Genomic DNA, 16,119 nt, shown 5'->3' with positions numbered 1-16,119 from the left:
TCGGGATGTTGAAGATCCTGGCAGCCTTGGCGAGACCGACGACGTTGTTCTTCAGCGTCTGGCGGTCGATCGACTGGACGCCGAAAGCCATCTGCGGCTGCTGGTCGATGAAGATGAGCTGGCTGTTTGCGGGGGTCAGGACTTCAAGCTTCGACATGGTGGTTCTCCGTAAAATGATGGCCAAAGGCGGCTGGGTTGAAACGTTGTCGCTTGGGCGTGACCGGTGTAGCTCTGGTGTTGTCCGGTGTGTCCGTCGCGTCTCTGTTGGAGCTATAACTAGCCCAACCGAACGCGGCACAGAATTGCAATAATAATTGCGAATGAATTGCGATTATTGAAACAATCTATGTGGCAGAGCCCGCAACGCGCAACCGAACGGATCATCGCTCACTTATCGCGGAAGGTCTTGCTTCCAAGTCATATGCTTTGACGATTAGTCACACCGCTTGAACGCATTGCCCGCGATCGTAACAGCAACTACGAAAAACGCCTGACGTGGTTGCAAGACGCTACAGTGCCGTTTTGCAGGTCAGATCCATCAACCCGCCTCGACGACTTCGAGCTTTGCTTTGGCGAAAGAAGACAGGAGAAAATCCGGAGGCGCAAGATCGGTGACAAGATGGGAGAAATCGCGGGGGCTCCCCACGGTCGCGATTGCCTTGCGAGCAAACTTCGAATGATCACCAACCAGAACTGACTGGACCGAACGCCGCATTGCCGCCTGCTTAATTGCGATCTTTTCAAGATCGTAGTCGAGGATCGTGCCATCCGTCGCAAAGCCGGAAAAACCGATGAATGCGAAATCGAAGTGGATTGTTTCGATCTCAGCCAGTGTTCTGGCACCGACAAGTGAACCGTCAGCGCCGCGCGAAGAGCCACCAAAGACATGAAGGTGCAGATCGGGTTCCCCGGTCAGAAGCATCGCGCAAGCAAGACTGTTGGTAAAGACATGCAGACGAATAGCGCGTTCCTTGAGCGCACTGGCGACGGCTTCTACGGTGGTACCGACGTCCAGGAAGATTGCTGCGCCATCAGGCACCAAGTTTGCGGCCAAACGTCCTATTCTCTTCTTGGCAGCCGCTGCCCGCATCGTCTTTTCGGCATATCCAAGACGAACGGTCGAATCCATAGGCCCCGCTCCGCCGTGAAAGCGTTGCAACAAACGGAGCTTATCGAGTTGGATGATGTCTCGCCTTATCGATTGTACGGAAACATCGAAGCGCTGAGAAAGGGTCTCCAGCGTTGCATATCCATGCTCCCCCACCAGTTGCAATATCTCGGTCTGGCGGGGCGTCAGCTCGCTATTCTCTGGCATGTCATCTCTTGTCATAAAACTCCCATTAATGTCACTTATATTACAAATTACATGACAGTTTTAAGAATTGAACGGAGCAAAAATCATTATGGTGGAATTGCGCTGGAACGCACAGGAAAAACGCCTGCACGGTGCTGGAAAAGTCTTCGATCCTTCCCGTTTGGAATGGTTGGATAACGATGCTCCCGACAATTCCAGTTCAACCGTAACGCCACTTGAAGCCTTGAAGTGTCTTGCCGGGCATCGCTTGCTCAAACGGGTTCCGATCGGCATCATCGGGCCCCGAGACGCAACCGTTGAACAGCGACAGACAGCCTACCAACTTGCCTCAGCAATGGCGGATCACGGCCTGCAGCTGATCTGCGGCGGAAAGAATGGCGTTATGGAAGCGGCATGTGAGGGGCATGCTTCGCGTGGTGGCTTGCCAATCGGGATATTGCCGGATGAGGAATGGCAAGCAGCCAACCCTTTCGTTGCTATACCGATTGCCACAGGCATAGGTCCTGCTCGTAACGCCATTATTGCACGTGCGTGTATAGCGCTCGTTGCTGTCGGCGGTGGCGTCGGCACCCTGTCCGAAATGGCGCTGGGCCTGCAGTTCAACCGGTTGGTTCTTGCCATGGCCGGCGCTCCGCATGTCGAGAGCGTGCCAGTCATAGAAACCATTGAAGATGCGCTGGAACGCATCGCCAATCGGATTCTCTCTAATCTGTAAGTTTTCTTCCATTTGTCATCAAACTATTACATCGCATCACTAGAAGGGCGGCGGACATCGAACCGCAACACTTAAGAGGCTGCCCTCTTGCCCTTCATTGCAATCGCCTATCTGATCTTTCTGGTATCCCCCGTGCTTTTGCTTGCACTGGGCTCGTTCGGCGAAAACTGGAGTAACACCCTTCTGCCGACGGGTTTCACCTGGCGCTGGTATGAGGAGGTAATGGCGGACCCCAGTTTTCGCCGAGCCTTTATCACCAGCCTGCAGATCGTCGGCGTCACCTGCGCCCTGAATATCTTGATCGGCCTGCCTTTTGCATATGCCATCCAGGTGGGCGCCAGAGGCGGTGTCAGATTTGCGGCCCGTCTGGTGACATTGCTTCCGGTTGCGGTCCCTGATCTCGTTCTTGCCTTCGGCTTCATCCTTGTCTTTTCATCCGACACGCTCCCATGGCTTGGCAGCTTCTGGCTACTGGCGGCAGGTCATCTTGTCTTGACGCTGCCCTACACAGTCACGGCACTTGTCGCCGACATGGAGCAGTTGCGGCTGGACGAATACGAACATGCCGCCTCCACGCTTGGCGCCTCCTTCCTCCCCAGACTTCGCGACATCGTCATTCCGCTGCTTGGCCCCAGTCTGATGTCATCCATGCTGACTGTTGCGGCTTTGTCGATTGGCGAATTTCAGCTTTCAAACCTCATCTCCGGGTTCCTCTCCCGCACCTACCCCGTTGTGCTTCTGCAAGCCTTTTACGGCGCAACTGGCTTTGCCTGTGCGGCCACCATCGTGCTGCTTTTCCTCGCCGCCATCGCGTCGCTGGCAAGCAGCCTCACATCCAAGTTTTCAGGCGACAAGAAAGCAGTTTCCGCATGACGCTCACATATGAAAACGTCAGCTTCACCTATCCGGGCGCAAAAACCGGCATCTTCGATCTTTCACTTGAGATCGGGCGTGGTGAGCTTCTTGCCATCATAGGTGCCTCGGGCTCTGGCAAATCGACAATCCTGAGGCTGCTTGCTGGCTTCGTCAGCCCGTCCAATGGCCGTATTCTCATTGATGGCAACGACGTCAGTGCACTTTCTCCGGAGGCAAGGCGACTTGGCGTCGTTTTTCAGAACTACGCGCTCTTTCCGCATATGCGCTTGTGGGAAAATGTCGCTTATCCGTTGAAGGTACGCGGCATCACCAAAGCTGAAAGGCGCACGCGGGCAATCGACATGCTGGATCGTGTCGGCATGAGCCACCGGGCCGATGATGTTCCCGCCGCGCTTTCAGGCGGACAGCAGCAGCGCGTTGCCCTTGCCCGCGCACTGGTGTTCGAACCTCAAGGCCTTCTTCTCGACGAGCCGCTTTCGGCCCTCGACGCCAATCTGCGTGTAGACATGCGCGACGAGATTTTGCGCGTTCAACGCGCTTCAGGCATCGCGACATTGCTCGTGACACACGACCAGGAAGAGGCGCTTTCAATAGCCGATAAGATCGCCGTGATGCGCGACGGTCGGTTGATCCAGATCGGCACCCCACAGGAACTTTACGAAACACCAGCCAATGCTTATGTGGCGGCTTTTGTCGGCCAATCGAACCTCTGGAAGGGCAGGATCACCGCCGACGGGTTGGTTGAGACCGAGATCGGCTCACTCCGCTGCGACACCAAAGGTCACACGCCGGGGGAAGCGGTGACCGTGTTCGTTCGTCCCGAACGGATTACTCCCGCAGTCGACGCTGATGCGCAGACCTCCGCCAGCATCTTCTCCGGGGTTGTCGCCGCCGATCGTTACCTCGGTCCGATCCGTCGCATCGATCTCAATGTTCAGGGCGGCCTCATCCGCCTCGAAACCCATCTGAGGGAGGCTGTGACATCCGTGCAGGTCCCTCCAGACGCAGTACGCCTTCTTCCCCCCAACTGAATTTCAGCAAAAAAGGTACGACCATGAACAGACGCCAATTCATGACAACCATGGCCGCAGGCGCCATGGCCTTGAGCTTTGCCTCCAGCGCACTCGCCTTTGAGGGCCCAGAACTCTATCAGGGTGAAAAAGCGCTTTATGACGCAGCTCAGAAAGAAGGTCTCGTCGTGTCATTCGACACCGGCCCGACATGGGCGAACTGGGCAGGCCAGTTCAAGGCTTTCCAGAAGCGTTACCCGGGTGTGGAGATGGTCTATAACGATCTCGGCTCTGCAGCCACAGTTGTTGCCCTCGACAAATCCCGCAACCGCCCGCAGGCCGACACGGCCTATTACTTCGCCGCATCTGCGCTTGATGCCGCCAAGGCTGGTGTTGTCGAAGGCTACAAGCCAACAAACTTTGACCGCTTGCCCGAGACGCTTCGTGCGACTGATGGCCAGTGGTTCACCGTCCACACGCTAAGTGTTGCCTTCCTCGTCAACACCAAGCTCGTTAAAAACGTTCCGAAAACCTGGGCCGACCTTCTTAAGCCCGAATACAAGAATGCAATCGTCTATCAGGACCCACGTTCGACCGGCCAGGGACAGGTTGTCACCTTCGCAGCAAGCTTCGGCAATGGCGGCAGCATGGACAACGTGACACCTGGCATCGACTATCTCGGCAAGCTCAGCAAGGCAGGCAATGTCCTGCGCACCGTCGGCACAACGCCTTACGCCCAGTTCCTGAAGGGTGAAATCCCGATCTGGATCGGCTACGAAAACGATGGGCTGAAAGCGAAGTTCACGGATGGCATGGCAGACGGCATCGAGGTCGTCATTCCCGAGGAGGCATCGGCCGCGGCCCCCTATGCGATTTCACTGGTCAAGAACGGCCCGAATCCCAATGCAGGCAAGCTATGGCTGAACTTCGTCATGAGCGACGAAGGTCAGAAGATCTTTGCCGAAGGCTATGTCCGCCCCTCCGTCAACAACATCAAGCTTCCTGAGGCTGTCGCGGCCAAGATGCCGACTGCCACCCAGATCAAGCCGCTCGATATCGCCAAGGCAACGGCCAAGAAGGCGGAAATTGACGCCGGTTGGGCCAAAGCCGTTCTGGGTCAGTAAGACCGCCTGAGCCACTCGCCGTGCAATGAAGGCGGCGGGTGGCACGCCAACGGGCAGACAACGTCGGTCTGCAACTGGCAACCATCCCTATCAGGAGAATTTCGATGGGCGTTCGTGCCTCCAAAAAAGCACTCGCACTGTTCGCCTTGCCCGGTTGTACAGTCCTTGGCCTGTTCTTTATCCTCCCCATCAGTGCGGTTCTGATTGGAGCATTTTCGGATAGCGGCAACGCATTCGTTCGATTGATCGACGATCCGGTCTTCTGGAACGGATTAAAGGGAACGCTGATTCTCGGAACAGCCGCCCCCCTGTTTTCCCTGATCGTCGGTTTTTGCGTCGCTCTTGCCCTAGCCCGCCTAGCACCGCGGCTTAAGATGGCCGCATTGATTGCTCTCTCTCTGCCGCTGACATTTTCAGGGCTGATCGTGGCCTATGGCTTTATTCTTTTGCTTGGGCGCTCGGGCTTCGTAACCCTGCTGCTTGCCGAACTCGGCTTCGATCCAGCCGTGGTCGGGGGCTTCATTTTTTCACCATTCGGCCTAGGGCTCGCCTACTCTTACTATCTCGTCCCGCGCGTTGTCCTTATCGTGCTTCCGGCCATCAGTAATTTCGACCGCAACCAGCTGATTGCGGCGCGTTCGCTTGGAGCCAGTAATGGCCGCGCGATGGTCGATGTGATGCTGCCGCAGATCGCACCAAGCCTCGTGGCCGCGTTCTGCCTGACGTCTTCCGTGGCGGTAGGAGCCTATGGTACAGCGCTCGCTCTTGTCGGCACACAGGTGAACATTCTTCCACTGGTTCTCTACAGCAAGGTTTCCGAAACCGGGACTGACTTGCCCGCAGCTTCGGCAGCCTCGCTTGTGCTCATCGCGATTTGCGCCCTGATCATCTCGCTTGGAGAAGCTGTCGGCCGGAAGAGCCGGTCGACTTAAAAAGCATGATGAACCTGGTTATGCCGGTCGCGACAGGCATCTGCTCACGCTGTCTCGCCAGCCGGCGATAGCACGCTCGCGTTCAGCGCCATCGAGATCGGGCGTAAAGCGACGGTCACGCTTCCAATGCGCGGCAAAGCCTTCCTGATCCGGCCAGATACCGGCACGCGATGCTGCAAGCCATGCCGCTCCCAAAATCGTCGTTTCGAGAAAAACCGGGCGGTCGACGGGTGCGGCAAGAACATCGGCAAGCCGCTGCATGGTCCAGTCGGAAGCAACCATGCCACCATCGACCCTGAGAACCGTCTTGCCGTTATCGCCTACCCAATCCTTGCGCATGGCCTCGAGCAGGTCGAAGGTCTGATAGGCGACGCTTTCCAGTGCTGCGCGCGCAAACTCGGCCGGGCCGGTTCCACGCGTCAAACCGAAAATGGCGCCGCGCGCTTCCGCATCCCAGTAAGGTGCCCCGAGTCCCGTGAACGCCGGAACTAGATAAACCCGCTGGTTGGGATCCGCCTTTTCGGCAAGTGCACTAACCTCCGACGCAACTGAGATAAATCCGAGTTCGTCGCGCAGCCACTGCACCGCCGCGCCTGCAATGAAGATCGACCCTTCGAGCGCGTAGGTCGTAACACCGTTAAGCCGGTAGGCGATGGTGGTCAGCAGTCGGTTGGTCGATACAACGCGATCCGTACCTGTATTGAGCAGCGCAAAGCAGCCGGTACCATAGGTCGACTTCATCATGCCCGGTTCGAAGCAGGCGTTGCCGATGACGGCCGCCTGCTGGTCGCCTGCCACGCCGAGGATCGGAATTTCAGCGCCGAACAAAGCCTTGTCCGTGATGCCGAAATCGGCAGCACAATCCAGTACCTCCGGCAGCATGGCGCGTGGAATATCGAGAATGGACAGGAGTTCGTCGTCCCAGGCATTTTCTTCGATGTTGTAGATCAACGTTCTCGACGCATTCGTGGCATCGGTCACGTGACGTCGGCCACCTGTGAGACGGTAAATCAGAAAGCTGTCGACAGTGCCGAAGCATATCTCGCCATTGACTGCCTTTTCACGCAGACCGCTTACGCTGTCGAGCAACCATGAAAGCTTCGTTCCCGAGAAATAAGGATCAAGAAGCAACCCTGTTTTTTTCGCAAAGAGCGGCTCCAGCCCGCGTCTCTTCAACTCCTCGCACACCGGCGCGGCGCGGCGATCCTGCCAGACAACGGCACGATGGACGGCCTCGCCGGTATTTTTGTCCCATAGAACAGTGGTTTCGCGCTGATTGGTAATGCCGATCGCCTCGATGTCGGAGGCGCCGATACCTGCGTCTGCCAGCGCCAGGCGGATGGTTTCCACCACACTGTTCCAGATATCTTCCGGTTCATGCTCCACCCAGCCAGATGCCGGGAAATGCTGGGGGAATTCTCGCTGTCCGACCCCGATGACCCGCATATCGCGATCGAAAACCATAGATCGCGTTGATGTCGTTCCCTGGTCGATCGCCAGAATATACCCACCCATTATGTCACTCCCTTCAAGATGCAAATGACCGGGGCGGCAAGCCGCCCCGGTTAGAATGTGCCGTCAGAAATTACTTCTGCCAGCTTTTGACCAGTTCGTCATAATTGACGGTAACAGGCTTTTCCTTTTCGTCGGCAATCTTCAGCTGTGGTGCCAGATTACCCTTCGAAACTGCGTCCTTGTTCCAGTATTCGATGTCGTGCTCTTCCGCCAGCGCAGGCCCGAATTCACCCTGGACCTTGGCGCGCTCAAGACGCTGCAGCACCTTTTCCTGCTCTGCGCAAAGCGAGTCCATCGCTTCCTGCGGGGTCTTTGCACCGGAAGACGCATCGCCGATGGCCTGCCACCACAATTGCGCAAGCTTTGGATAATCCGGAACGTTCGTACCGGTCGGCGACCATTGCACGCGGGCCGGCGAGCGATAGAACTCGACCAGACCGCCAAGCTTCGGAGCGCGCTCCGTGAAGCTCTTGTCCCGGATACTGGATTCGCGAATGAAGGTCAGTCCGACGTGGCTCTTCTTGACGTCGACTGTCTTGGAGGTCACGAACTGTGCGTAAAGCCAGGCGGCCTTGGCACGATCGTCAGGTGTCGATTTCATGAGCGTCCATGAACCGGCGTCCTGATAGCCAAGTTTCATACCATCTTTCCAGTAGACGCCGTGCGGGCTCGGAGCAAAACGCCACTTCGGCGTTCCATCCTCGTTGACGACCGGCAGACCGGGTTTCACAAAGTCGGCGGTGAAGGCGGTGTAGGTGAACATCTGCTGGGCGATCTCACCCTGCGATGGAACAGGACCGGATTCGGAGAAGGTCATGCCCTGAGCAGCAGCCGGAGCGTAGGCCTTCATCCAGTCCAGGTATTTCTGGATCGAATAGACGGCAGCTGGACCGTTGGTGTCACCACCGCGGGCGACGCACGAGCCGACCGGACGTGACTTTTCGTCAACCTTAATGCCCCATTCGTCAACCGGCTTGCCGTTCGGAATACCCTTGTCGCCATTACCAGCCATGGACAGCCACGCGTCGGTAAAGCGCCAACCGAGCGACGGGTCCTTCTTGCCATAGTCCATGTGGCCATAGACCTTCTTGCCACCGACCTCGCGGCCGGTGAAGAATTCGGCAATGTCTTCATATGCCGACCAGTTGACTGGAACGCCGAGATCGTAGCCGTATTTCGCCTTGAAATCCGCCTTGTTTTTGTCGTCGTTGAACCAGTCATAGCGGAACCAGTAAAGGTTTGCGAACTGCTGGTCCGGCAACTGATAGAGCTTTCCATCGGGTGCCGTTGTGAAAGACTTGCCTATGAAGTCATCGATGTCCAGGCCGGGGTTTGTAACGTCCTTGCCTTCGTTGGCCATGAAGTCGGTCAGGCTGCGCGCCTGCTGATAGCGCCAATGTGTACCGATAAGATCGGAATCGTTGATATAGGCGTCATAGATGTTTTCGCCGGACTGCATCTGCGTCTGCAGTTTCTCAACAACGTCACCTTCACCAATCAGGTCATGGGTGATCTTGATGCCGGTGATGGCGGTAAAGGCTGGCGCCAGAACCTTCGATTCATATTCATGCGTGGTGATGGTTTCAGAGACCACCTTGATGTCCATGCCGGCAAAAGGCTTTGCCGCATCGATGAACCATTGCATTTCCTTTTCCTGATCGGCGCGGGTCAGCGTCGAAAGCTCCCCGACTTCCTTGTCAAGAAAGGACTTTGCCTCGTCCATGCCAGCATAGGCGGAACCCGCCATCGCCAACAATATTCCTGCTGTTGTCGCTAATAGATGCCTTCGCATAATATCCTCCCAAGGTTTGCGATTGCAGTCTTAACGTCAGGCGGCCAGTCACCCAGCCATCTGTATCCTCCCGGCCTACACAAAGCGGAAAACGCCTATGGCGTAGACCACCGCGAGGCCAAGTGCCCACCACAGGTTGGGTCCCACAAAACCCAGCCATGCGAGATGAATGAACGCCGCACCGAGCAGCGAGATGAAGAGGCGATCCCCCCTCGTCGTCTCAAACCGTAAAATGCCAACACGTGGCGATCCACCCGGCGCCAGATATTCCCAGACGCCCATGCTGATCAAAAGCACGAGGATCGTCAGGAAGAACAATGCGGTTGGCAATGTCCACGCCATCCAGGAAAAATTCATGTCCAATCTCCCTTCTCAGACGCGACCGAGCGCGAAGCCCTTGGCGATATAGTTGCGGACAAAATAGATGACGAGCGCCCCGGGAATGATGGTCAGCACACCGGCTGCAGCAAGCACTCCCCAATCCATGCCCGATGCCGATACCGTGCGTGTCATGATCGCTGAAATCGGCTTTGCAGCTGTCGTTGTCAGCGTGCGGGCAAGCAAAAGTTCAACCCACGAAAACATGAAGCAAAAGAAGGCAGCAACACCAATGCCAGACGCCACCAGTGGCATGAAGATCCGAACGAAGAAACGGGGGAACGAATAGCCGTCGATATAGGCCGTCTCATCGATTTCCTTCGGCACACCGGACATGAAACCTTCCAAGATCCAAACAGCCAACGGTACGTTAAAGAGGCAATGCGCCAGTGCGACAGCGATATGCGTGTCGATCAGCCCGAACGCGGAATAGAGCTGGAAGAAGGGAAGCGCGAAAACGGCAGGGGGTGCCATGCGGTTTGTCAGCAGCCAGAAGAACAGATGCTTGTCCCCGAGGAACCGGTAGCGCGAGAAGGCGTAAGCAGCCGGCAGCGCAGCAAGCACAGAGATCACCGTGTTCAGAGCAACATAGGTGATCGAATTGATGTAGCCCCTGTACCAAGATGGATCTGTGAAGATTATCGTATAGTTGCGCAGTGTCGGGTTGATCGGCCAGAGCGAGAAGGTACCGGTAATCTCGGCATTTTCCTTGAAGCTCATGTTGATCAACCAGTAGATCGGCAGCAGCAGGAAGACGATGTAGATCGTCGAAACAACCCAAGAGTAGTTACCAGCCGGTTTGTATTTGATTGTCTGAGCCATGATGTCCTCTCCCCTCACGCGTTCTCGTCGCCGCTGGTCATCACGGTGTAGAAGATCCATGAAAGCAGCAGGACGATGAGGAAGTAGATGATCGACATGGCCGCAGCAGGCCCGAGGTCAAACTGACCCACAGCCATCTTGACAAGGTCGATCGACAGGAACGTCGTGGAATTGCCGGGGCCACCGCCCGTGACAACAAAAGGTTCGGTGTAGATCATGAAACTGTCCATAAAGCGAAGCAGCACAGCGATCAGCAAAACACGTTTCATCTTCGGCAGTTGAATATAGCGGAACACCGACCAGCGAGAGGCGCCATCGATCTTTGCCGCCTGATAATAGGCGTCCGGGATCGATACCAGACCTGCATAGCAAAGCAACACGACGAGGCTCGTCCAATGCCAGACATCCATAACGATGATGGTGACCCAGGCATCGATCGGATCGCGGACATAGTTGTAGTCGAGCCCGATCGCTGCAAGCGTGCGTCCGAGCAGGCCAATATCGACACGTCCGAATACCTGCCAGATTGTTCCGACTACGTTCCACGGGATCAGCAATGGCAGCGCCATCAAGACCAGGCAAACAGGAACACCAATGCCCTTTTTCGGCATGTTGAGCGCAATGAAAATACCAAGCGGGATTTCCAGAAGCAGGATGATGATCGAGAAGATCAGATTGCGCTGCAACGCTTCCCAAAAACGGTCGGAATGCAATGTCTGCACGAACCAATCCGCACCCGCCCAAAAGAATTCGTTATTTCCGAACGTATCCTGCACGGAATAGTTCACAACGGTCATCAAAGGGATGACCGCCGAGAACGCCACGAGCACGAGCACCGGCAGCACCAGAAACCAGGCCTTGTTATTCCAGGTCTTGTTCATCCCTCAGCCCTCCCTGCCGACGCGCCAGGAATCTGCGTAAATGCTGATTGCGCCGGGATCGAACGTAACGCGCGCTTCAGCAGGAATGTCTGCATCTTCCGACACCACGATCGCTATTGCCTGCCCCGCGAATGTGGCCCGAACAATCTTGTGACGCCCGATGTCCTCGACCCTGTTGATTCTAACGGGCATGCCCTCGCGGCCGATCCGAACGAATTCCGGTCGGATGCCTAGTTCTGTCTTGGCGCCGGCGTTCGTCTTGGGGGTGAAGTCGAGTGAAAGAACCTCATCGCCGAGCTTGACCCTGTTCCCATCGAGCGTTGCCGGGATGACATTCATCCCCGGCGAACCGATGAAATAACCAACAAATGTATGGCTTGGCCGCTCGAACAATTCCGCCGGCGTGCCGATCTGCACAATCTGCCCATCATACATCACCACGACCTTGTCTGCGAAGGTCAGCGCCTCCGTCTGGTCGTGGGTGACATAGACCATTGTAAAGCCGGACTGGCGATGCAGGCGTTTCAACTGAGAGCGCAACACCCATTTCATGTGCGGATCGATGACCGTCAGCGGCTCATCGAAAAGAATGGCGTTTACATCCGAGCGAACCAGTCCGCGCGCCAGGGAAATCTTCTGCTTCTGGTCAGCTGTCAGTCCGTGCGCACGGCGCTTCGCCATGCCCCCGAGATCGGTCATTTCAAGGATTTCGCGAACTCGCCGATCGACGTCTGCCTCCGGTACATGCCGGTTGCGCAACGGAAAGGCGAGATTATCGTAGACGGTCATGGTGTCGTAAACGACCGGGAACTGGAAAACCTGGGCAATATTTCGATCTTCCGTGGCGAGATCGGTAACATCAGTTCCGTCGAAGGCAATGCGCCCATCCGACGGCCGAATAAGACCGGAAATGATGTTGAGCAACGTCGTTTTTCCACAGCCGGATGGACCGAGTAGCGCATAGGCACCGCCGTCTTCCCATTCGTGATGGACTTCCTTCAACGCGTAATCGCCTGCGGCTTGCGCCTTGGCGCTGTAGGCGTGGCGTATATGATCCAGCGTGATGCGTGCCATGATCGCCCCTCCTCAAACCTGCCCGACAGGAGCAACACCGATGGCGCGACCGTTTGCGTCGAAAGCCATAAGATGTTGCGTGTCGAGGAACAGTTCTATCTCGCGGTCGGGTTCGATGTCGTGAATGCCCTGTGCGAGCATCACCCAACGTTGCCCGGCAAATTCGATATGCACGAAACTTTCCGATCCGGCGATTTCCGATATCAATGTCCGCGCCTGGATGGGTTGCGCCGTATGCGCCTGCGATGCGGGAAACAGATGGTGTGGTTGGAAGGCGATCGTGAGGGGACCATCCGGAATGGTCCCAAGATGGGCCGGAACCGCCATCACTTGGCGATCAGCGCGCACAAAACTGCCGTTCGTTTTCATCACCTCTATCGTGTTCAGCGGTGGATCGGCGAAAGTGGCAGCGGTAACGATATCGACCGGCCGGCGATAGACATCGATAGTCCTGCCGAATTGTGTCAACCGTCCTTCGCTCAGTGTAGCCGTATTGCCACCGAGCAAAAGCGCCTCTGATGGTTCTGTTGTCGCATAGACGAAAATAGCACCGGACTCTGCAAAGATACGCGGCAATTCCAGACGCAATTCCTCGCGCAGCTTGTAGTCAAGATTGGCCAACGGCTCGTCCAGAAGTACCAGATTGGCATTCTTGACGATGGCGCGTGCCAATGCCGTACGCTGCTGCTGGCCACCGGACAGATTAAGCGGTGTGCGGTCGAGATAAGGGGTTAACTTCAGAAGATCTGCGGCCTTACGGACTTCCCTGTCGATGGTCGCCTGATCCTTGCCGGCCACACGCATCGGAGACGCAATGTTTTCATACACAGTGAGCGCCGGATAATTGATGAATTGCTGGTAGACCATGGCAACGTTGCGCGTCTGAACCGGACGCCCGGTCACATCCTCGCCGTTGAAAAAGATCGCACCGCCACTTGGCCGATCGAGGCCCGCCATCAATCGCATGAGCGTGGTTTTGCCGGATAACGTTGGCCCAAGAAGCACATTCAGGCTTCCACGCTGCAACGTCAGGTCCGTCGGATGAATATGATATTCTCCGCCAACCATCTTCGAGACGTCTCGCAATTCAAGCATCTAAACCCAAAGCCTCCTCCAGCCTTCGGTGTGAATTTTTATATCGCCTTCACATGACTGCCGGCGACACCATCCAGATAGTCTTGCAGCGCCCTCACCTCATCGCCGCTCAACCTCAAGCCCTGTTTTGTGCGTCTCCAGAGGATGTCATCTGCGGTGACGGCCCATTCGCGTTCGACCAGCCAGCGCACCTCGATCTCGTAGAGCGTTCCACCGAAGTGGCGACCGAGATCGGCAGCGCCCGATGCAGCGCCAAGCAGTTCACCAGCATCCGTACCGTAGTTGCGCACCAGTCGCTCACCATGCACACGCTCAAGGAACGGGTAGCGCCCCACAAGTGCCTTCACCTGTTCCTCATAACCATTCACCCCGAAGTCACCACCTGGCAGATGGGAAGACGCTGTCCAGGCGTTGCCCTTTGCTCCAATGGCTGAACCGATCTTTTCCAGCGCATGCTCGGCCAGGCGGCGATAGGTTGTCAGCTTGCCGCCGAACACGTTGAGAAGCGGTGCCTCGCCATCGGCGCCTTCCACCTTCAGGACGTAATCGCGCGTTGCTTCCTGCGCCTTCGATGCACCATCATCGAACAGCGGGCGAACGCCCGAATAGGTCCAGACGATATCCTCCGCCTTGACCGGCTCGGAGAAATACTCGCTTGCCGCATTGCACAGATAGCTCGTCTCTTCGGCGCTGATACGCACATTGGCCGGATCGCCGGTATAGTCGCGGTCGGTCGTGCCGATCAGGGTAAAATCCCGCTCATAGGGGATGGCGAAGATGATACGCCCATCCGGGTTCTGGAAGAAGTAGGCACGCGGATCGGCAAACTTCTTCTTCACGATGATATGGCTGCCCTGCACCAGCCGGACATTGTGGACATTGTTGCGGCCGAACACGCCTGACAGCACCGTATCGACCCAGGGACCGGAGGCATTGACCAGCATGCGGGCCGTATAGACACCCGCCTGCCCGCTCTTTTCGTCAAAGGTCTCGATCCGCCATAGGCCAGCCTCGCGCCGTGCCGACACCACGCGGGTGCGGTTCAGGATCGTCGCACCGCGCTGTTGCGCATCGCGGGCATTCAGCACCACGAAACGGGCATCATCGACCCAGCCATCGGAATATTCGAACGCCGTGGCAAACACCGGCTTCAGCGGCTTGCCGGCCACATCGCGGCGAAGGTCGAGTGTCTTCGTCGCTGGCAACAGCTTGCGGCCACCCAGGTGGTCATAGAGAAACAGGCCGAGCCGGATCAGCCAGGCCGGGCGCACGCCGCCTTTCTGGAACGGCAGCACGAAACGCATTGGCCAGATGATGTGCGGCGCCATCGCCCACAGCACCTCGCGCTCCATCAGCGCTTCGCGCACCAGCCGGAATTCGTAATGTTCGAGATAACGCAGACCGCCGTGGATCAGCTTGGTCGCCGCAGACGACGTGCCAGAGGCAAAATCACCCTTTTCCGCAAGCGCAACAGAATAACCACGGCCTGCCGCATCGCGCGCAATCCCGCAGCCGTTCACGCCGCCGCCAATCACGAAAATGTCGCGAATTGCCTCACCAGACATTGCTCCTCCCGCGCTTTCATCGACGCTCTCCCCATCGATATATTGAAAGCCAGAACATCTAATTCGAACGAAAAACGAATGTCAAACGAAAATTAAAACACGCGCTCAGGCCGCGTTTTCTGCCGTTTCGATAAGCCTCACATCACTGTCAGCACAGATGGTTCGCACACTTTCCAAAGGACAACGGTCGGTAATGAATGTGTGGACCTGCGAGATATGACCGATACGAACCGGGGCGGTTCTTTCGAACTTGGAAGAATCAGACACCAGAATTACGTGCCGGGCATTCGACATGATTGCCTGGGCAACTTTCACTTCACGAAAATCGAAATCGAGCAGGGCGCCGTCTTCATCGATTGCCGACACACCGATCACAGCAAAATCCACCTTGAACTGGCGAATGAAGTCAACCGCCGCTTCTCCGACGATGCCACCATCCGCACCGCGCACCACACCACCGGCAATCACCACCTCAATGCCGGGGAAAACGCGCAACCTGTTGGCAACATTGATATTGTTAGTGATGACCATCAACTCGTGGTGGTTCTCCAATGCCTCGCCCACCGCTTCGGTCGTCGTGCCGATATTGATGAACAGCGAGGAATTGTTTGGTATCAATCCGGCGGCTGCAGCGCCTATCGCCTGCTTTTCCGTCGAAGCTATTGCCCGCCTCGCTTCGTATTTTACGTTTTCATTGCCGCTCGGAAAAATGGCGCCGCCATGAATGCGGGTCAGGGCGCGTGCATCGCATAAATCGTTCAGATCCTTACGGATGGTCTGAGGCGTTACAGAAAAGCGCGTTGCCAGTTCGTCGACCAATACCCTGCCATTGGCTTTAGCAAGTGCAACTATTTCGTCCTGTCGCGGGGTGAGCAATAGTTATCCTCCCATTTCTTTCGTTTTTTATTCTATTGAAGGAGAAACGAAAAACCAATGTCAAGTGATCGGTATTCTCGGGGGATTAAGCATGCGCGATCTCCACCGCCGGTCAATCGATGCGCCCGTCACAACGAAGCGACCAACTT

At 56.5% G+C, this 16,119-nt stretch carries 15 protein-coding genes and 1 pseudogene; 5 read left to right on the top strand and 11 right to left on the bottom strand.

Going from position 1 to position 16,119, the window contains the following annotated elements; all coding sequences use genetic code 11:
* Together HWX89_RS16390 and HWX89_RS16385 are read right to left on the bottom strand one after the other, a co-directional pair.
* Nucleotides 1-157 (bottom strand): annotated as a pseudogene (locus HWX89_RS16390) (hydrolase); the annotation flags it as partial.
* Between the two features lie 381 nt (nucleotides 158-538).
* Nucleotides 539-1,315, bottom strand: a complete 777-nt coding sequence (locus tag HWX89_RS16385) for a DeoR/GlpR family DNA-binding transcription regulator (protein WP_210271428.1) — start codon at nucleotides 1,313-1,315, stop codon at nucleotides 539-541.
* An 88-nt stretch (nucleotides 1,316-1,403) separates the two neighbouring features.
* Here HWX89_RS16385 and HWX89_RS16380 point away from each other — a divergent pair, with 88 nt between their 5' ends.
* The 5 genes from HWX89_RS16380 (at nucleotide 1,404) to HWX89_RS16360 (ending at nucleotide 5,972) form a co-directional block, all read left to right on the top strand.
* A complete protein-coding gene (locus HWX89_RS16380) occupies nucleotides 1,404-2,030 on the top strand; it encodes a TIGR00725 family protein (RefSeq protein ID WP_138793775.1) in 627 nt (208 codons plus the stop codon).
* A gap of 87 nt (nucleotides 2,031-2,117) precedes the next feature.
* Complete coding sequence (locus HWX89_RS16375; RefSeq protein WP_138793776.1) at nucleotides 2,118-2,903, top strand: ABC transporter permease; 786 nt, start codon at nucleotides 2,118-2,120, stop codon at nucleotides 2,901-2,903.
* Entirely contained in the window at nucleotides 2,900-3,937 is a 1,038-nt protein-coding gene (locus HWX89_RS16370; RefSeq protein WP_138793777.1) for an ABC transporter ATP-binding protein, read from the top strand. The genes HWX89_RS16375 and HWX89_RS16370 overlap by 4 nt, the downstream gene beginning before the upstream one ends.
* Before the next feature lie 23 nt (nucleotides 3,938-3,960).
* On the top strand, nucleotides 3,961-5,040 hold the full coding sequence (locus HWX89_RS16365) for an extracellular solute-binding protein (RefSeq protein WP_138793778.1): 1,080 nt from the start codon (nucleotides 3,961-3,963) through the stop codon (nucleotides 5,038-5,040).
* Nucleotides 5,041-5,144: 104 nt separating this feature from the next.
* Nucleotides 5,145-5,972, top strand: a complete 828-nt coding sequence (locus tag HWX89_RS16360; RefSeq protein ID WP_138793779.1) for an ABC transporter permease — start codon at nucleotides 5,145-5,147, stop codon at nucleotides 5,970-5,972.
* Between the two features lie 18 nt (nucleotides 5,973-5,990).
* Here HWX89_RS16360 and glpK read toward each other — a convergent pair whose 3' ends face one another.
* The 9 genes from glpK to HWX89_RS16315 form a co-directional block, all read right to left on the bottom strand.
* The gene (gene glpK / locus HWX89_RS16355) at nucleotides 5,991-7,487 is read right to left on the bottom strand and encodes a glycerol kinase GlpK (protein ID WP_138793780.1); all 1,497 of its coding nucleotides are present in this window, start codon (nucleotides 7,485-7,487) and stop codon (nucleotides 5,991-5,993) included.
* A gap of 70 nt (nucleotides 7,488-7,557) precedes the next feature.
* A complete protein-coding gene (locus HWX89_RS16350; protein WP_138793781.1) occupies nucleotides 7,558-9,279 on the bottom strand; it encodes an ABC transporter substrate-binding protein in 1,722 nt (573 codons plus the stop codon).
* A gap of 75 nt (nucleotides 9,280-9,354) precedes the next feature.
* Complete coding sequence (locus tag HWX89_RS16345) at nucleotides 9,355-9,636, bottom strand: DUF2160 domain-containing protein (protein ID WP_138793782.1); 282 nt, start codon at nucleotides 9,634-9,636, stop codon at nucleotides 9,355-9,357.
* 15 nt (nucleotides 9,637-9,651) lie between these two features.
* The gene (locus tag HWX89_RS16340) at nucleotides 9,652-10,479 is read right to left on the bottom strand and encodes a carbohydrate ABC transporter permease (RefSeq protein ID WP_138793783.1); all 828 of its coding nucleotides are present in this window, start codon (nucleotides 10,477-10,479) and stop codon (nucleotides 9,652-9,654) included.
* A 14-nt stretch (nucleotides 10,480-10,493) separates the two neighbouring features.
* Complete coding sequence (locus tag HWX89_RS16335; protein ID WP_138793784.1) at nucleotides 10,494-11,360, bottom strand: carbohydrate ABC transporter permease; 867 nt, start codon at nucleotides 11,358-11,360, stop codon at nucleotides 10,494-10,496.
* Nucleotides 11,361-11,363: 3 nt separating this feature from the next.
* Nucleotides 11,364-12,434, bottom strand: a complete 1,071-nt coding sequence (locus HWX89_RS16330; protein ID WP_138793785.1) for an ABC transporter ATP-binding protein — start codon at nucleotides 12,432-12,434, stop codon at nucleotides 11,364-11,366.
* A gap of 12 nt (nucleotides 12,435-12,446) precedes the next feature.
* Nucleotides 12,447-13,529 (bottom strand): ABC transporter ATP-binding protein, encoded by a 1,083-nt coding sequence (locus HWX89_RS16325; RefSeq protein ID WP_138793786.1) that lies wholly within the window; start codon nucleotides 13,527-13,529, stop codon nucleotides 12,447-12,449.
* Between the two features lie 38 nt (nucleotides 13,530-13,567).
* Entirely contained in the window at nucleotides 13,568-15,094 is a 1,527-nt protein-coding gene (gene glpD / locus HWX89_RS16320) for a glycerol-3-phosphate dehydrogenase (RefSeq protein WP_178340800.1), read from the bottom strand.
* Between the two features lie 105 nt (nucleotides 15,095-15,199).
* Nucleotides 15,200-15,970: a DeoR/GlpR family DNA-binding transcription regulator gene (locus HWX89_RS16315; RefSeq protein ID WP_138791689.1), complete on the bottom strand. Its 771-nt coding sequence runs from the start codon at nucleotides 15,968-15,970 to the stop codon at nucleotides 15,200-15,202.
* Between the last annotated feature and the right edge of the window lie 149 nt (nucleotides 15,971-16,119).

It is taken from the genome of Rhizobium sp. RM (assembly GCF_013390595.1).
Lineage (GTDB): Bacteria > Pseudomonadota > Alphaproteobacteria > Rhizobiales > Rhizobiaceae > Agrobacterium.
This window is presented reverse-complemented; position numbering and strand designations above follow the sequence as displayed.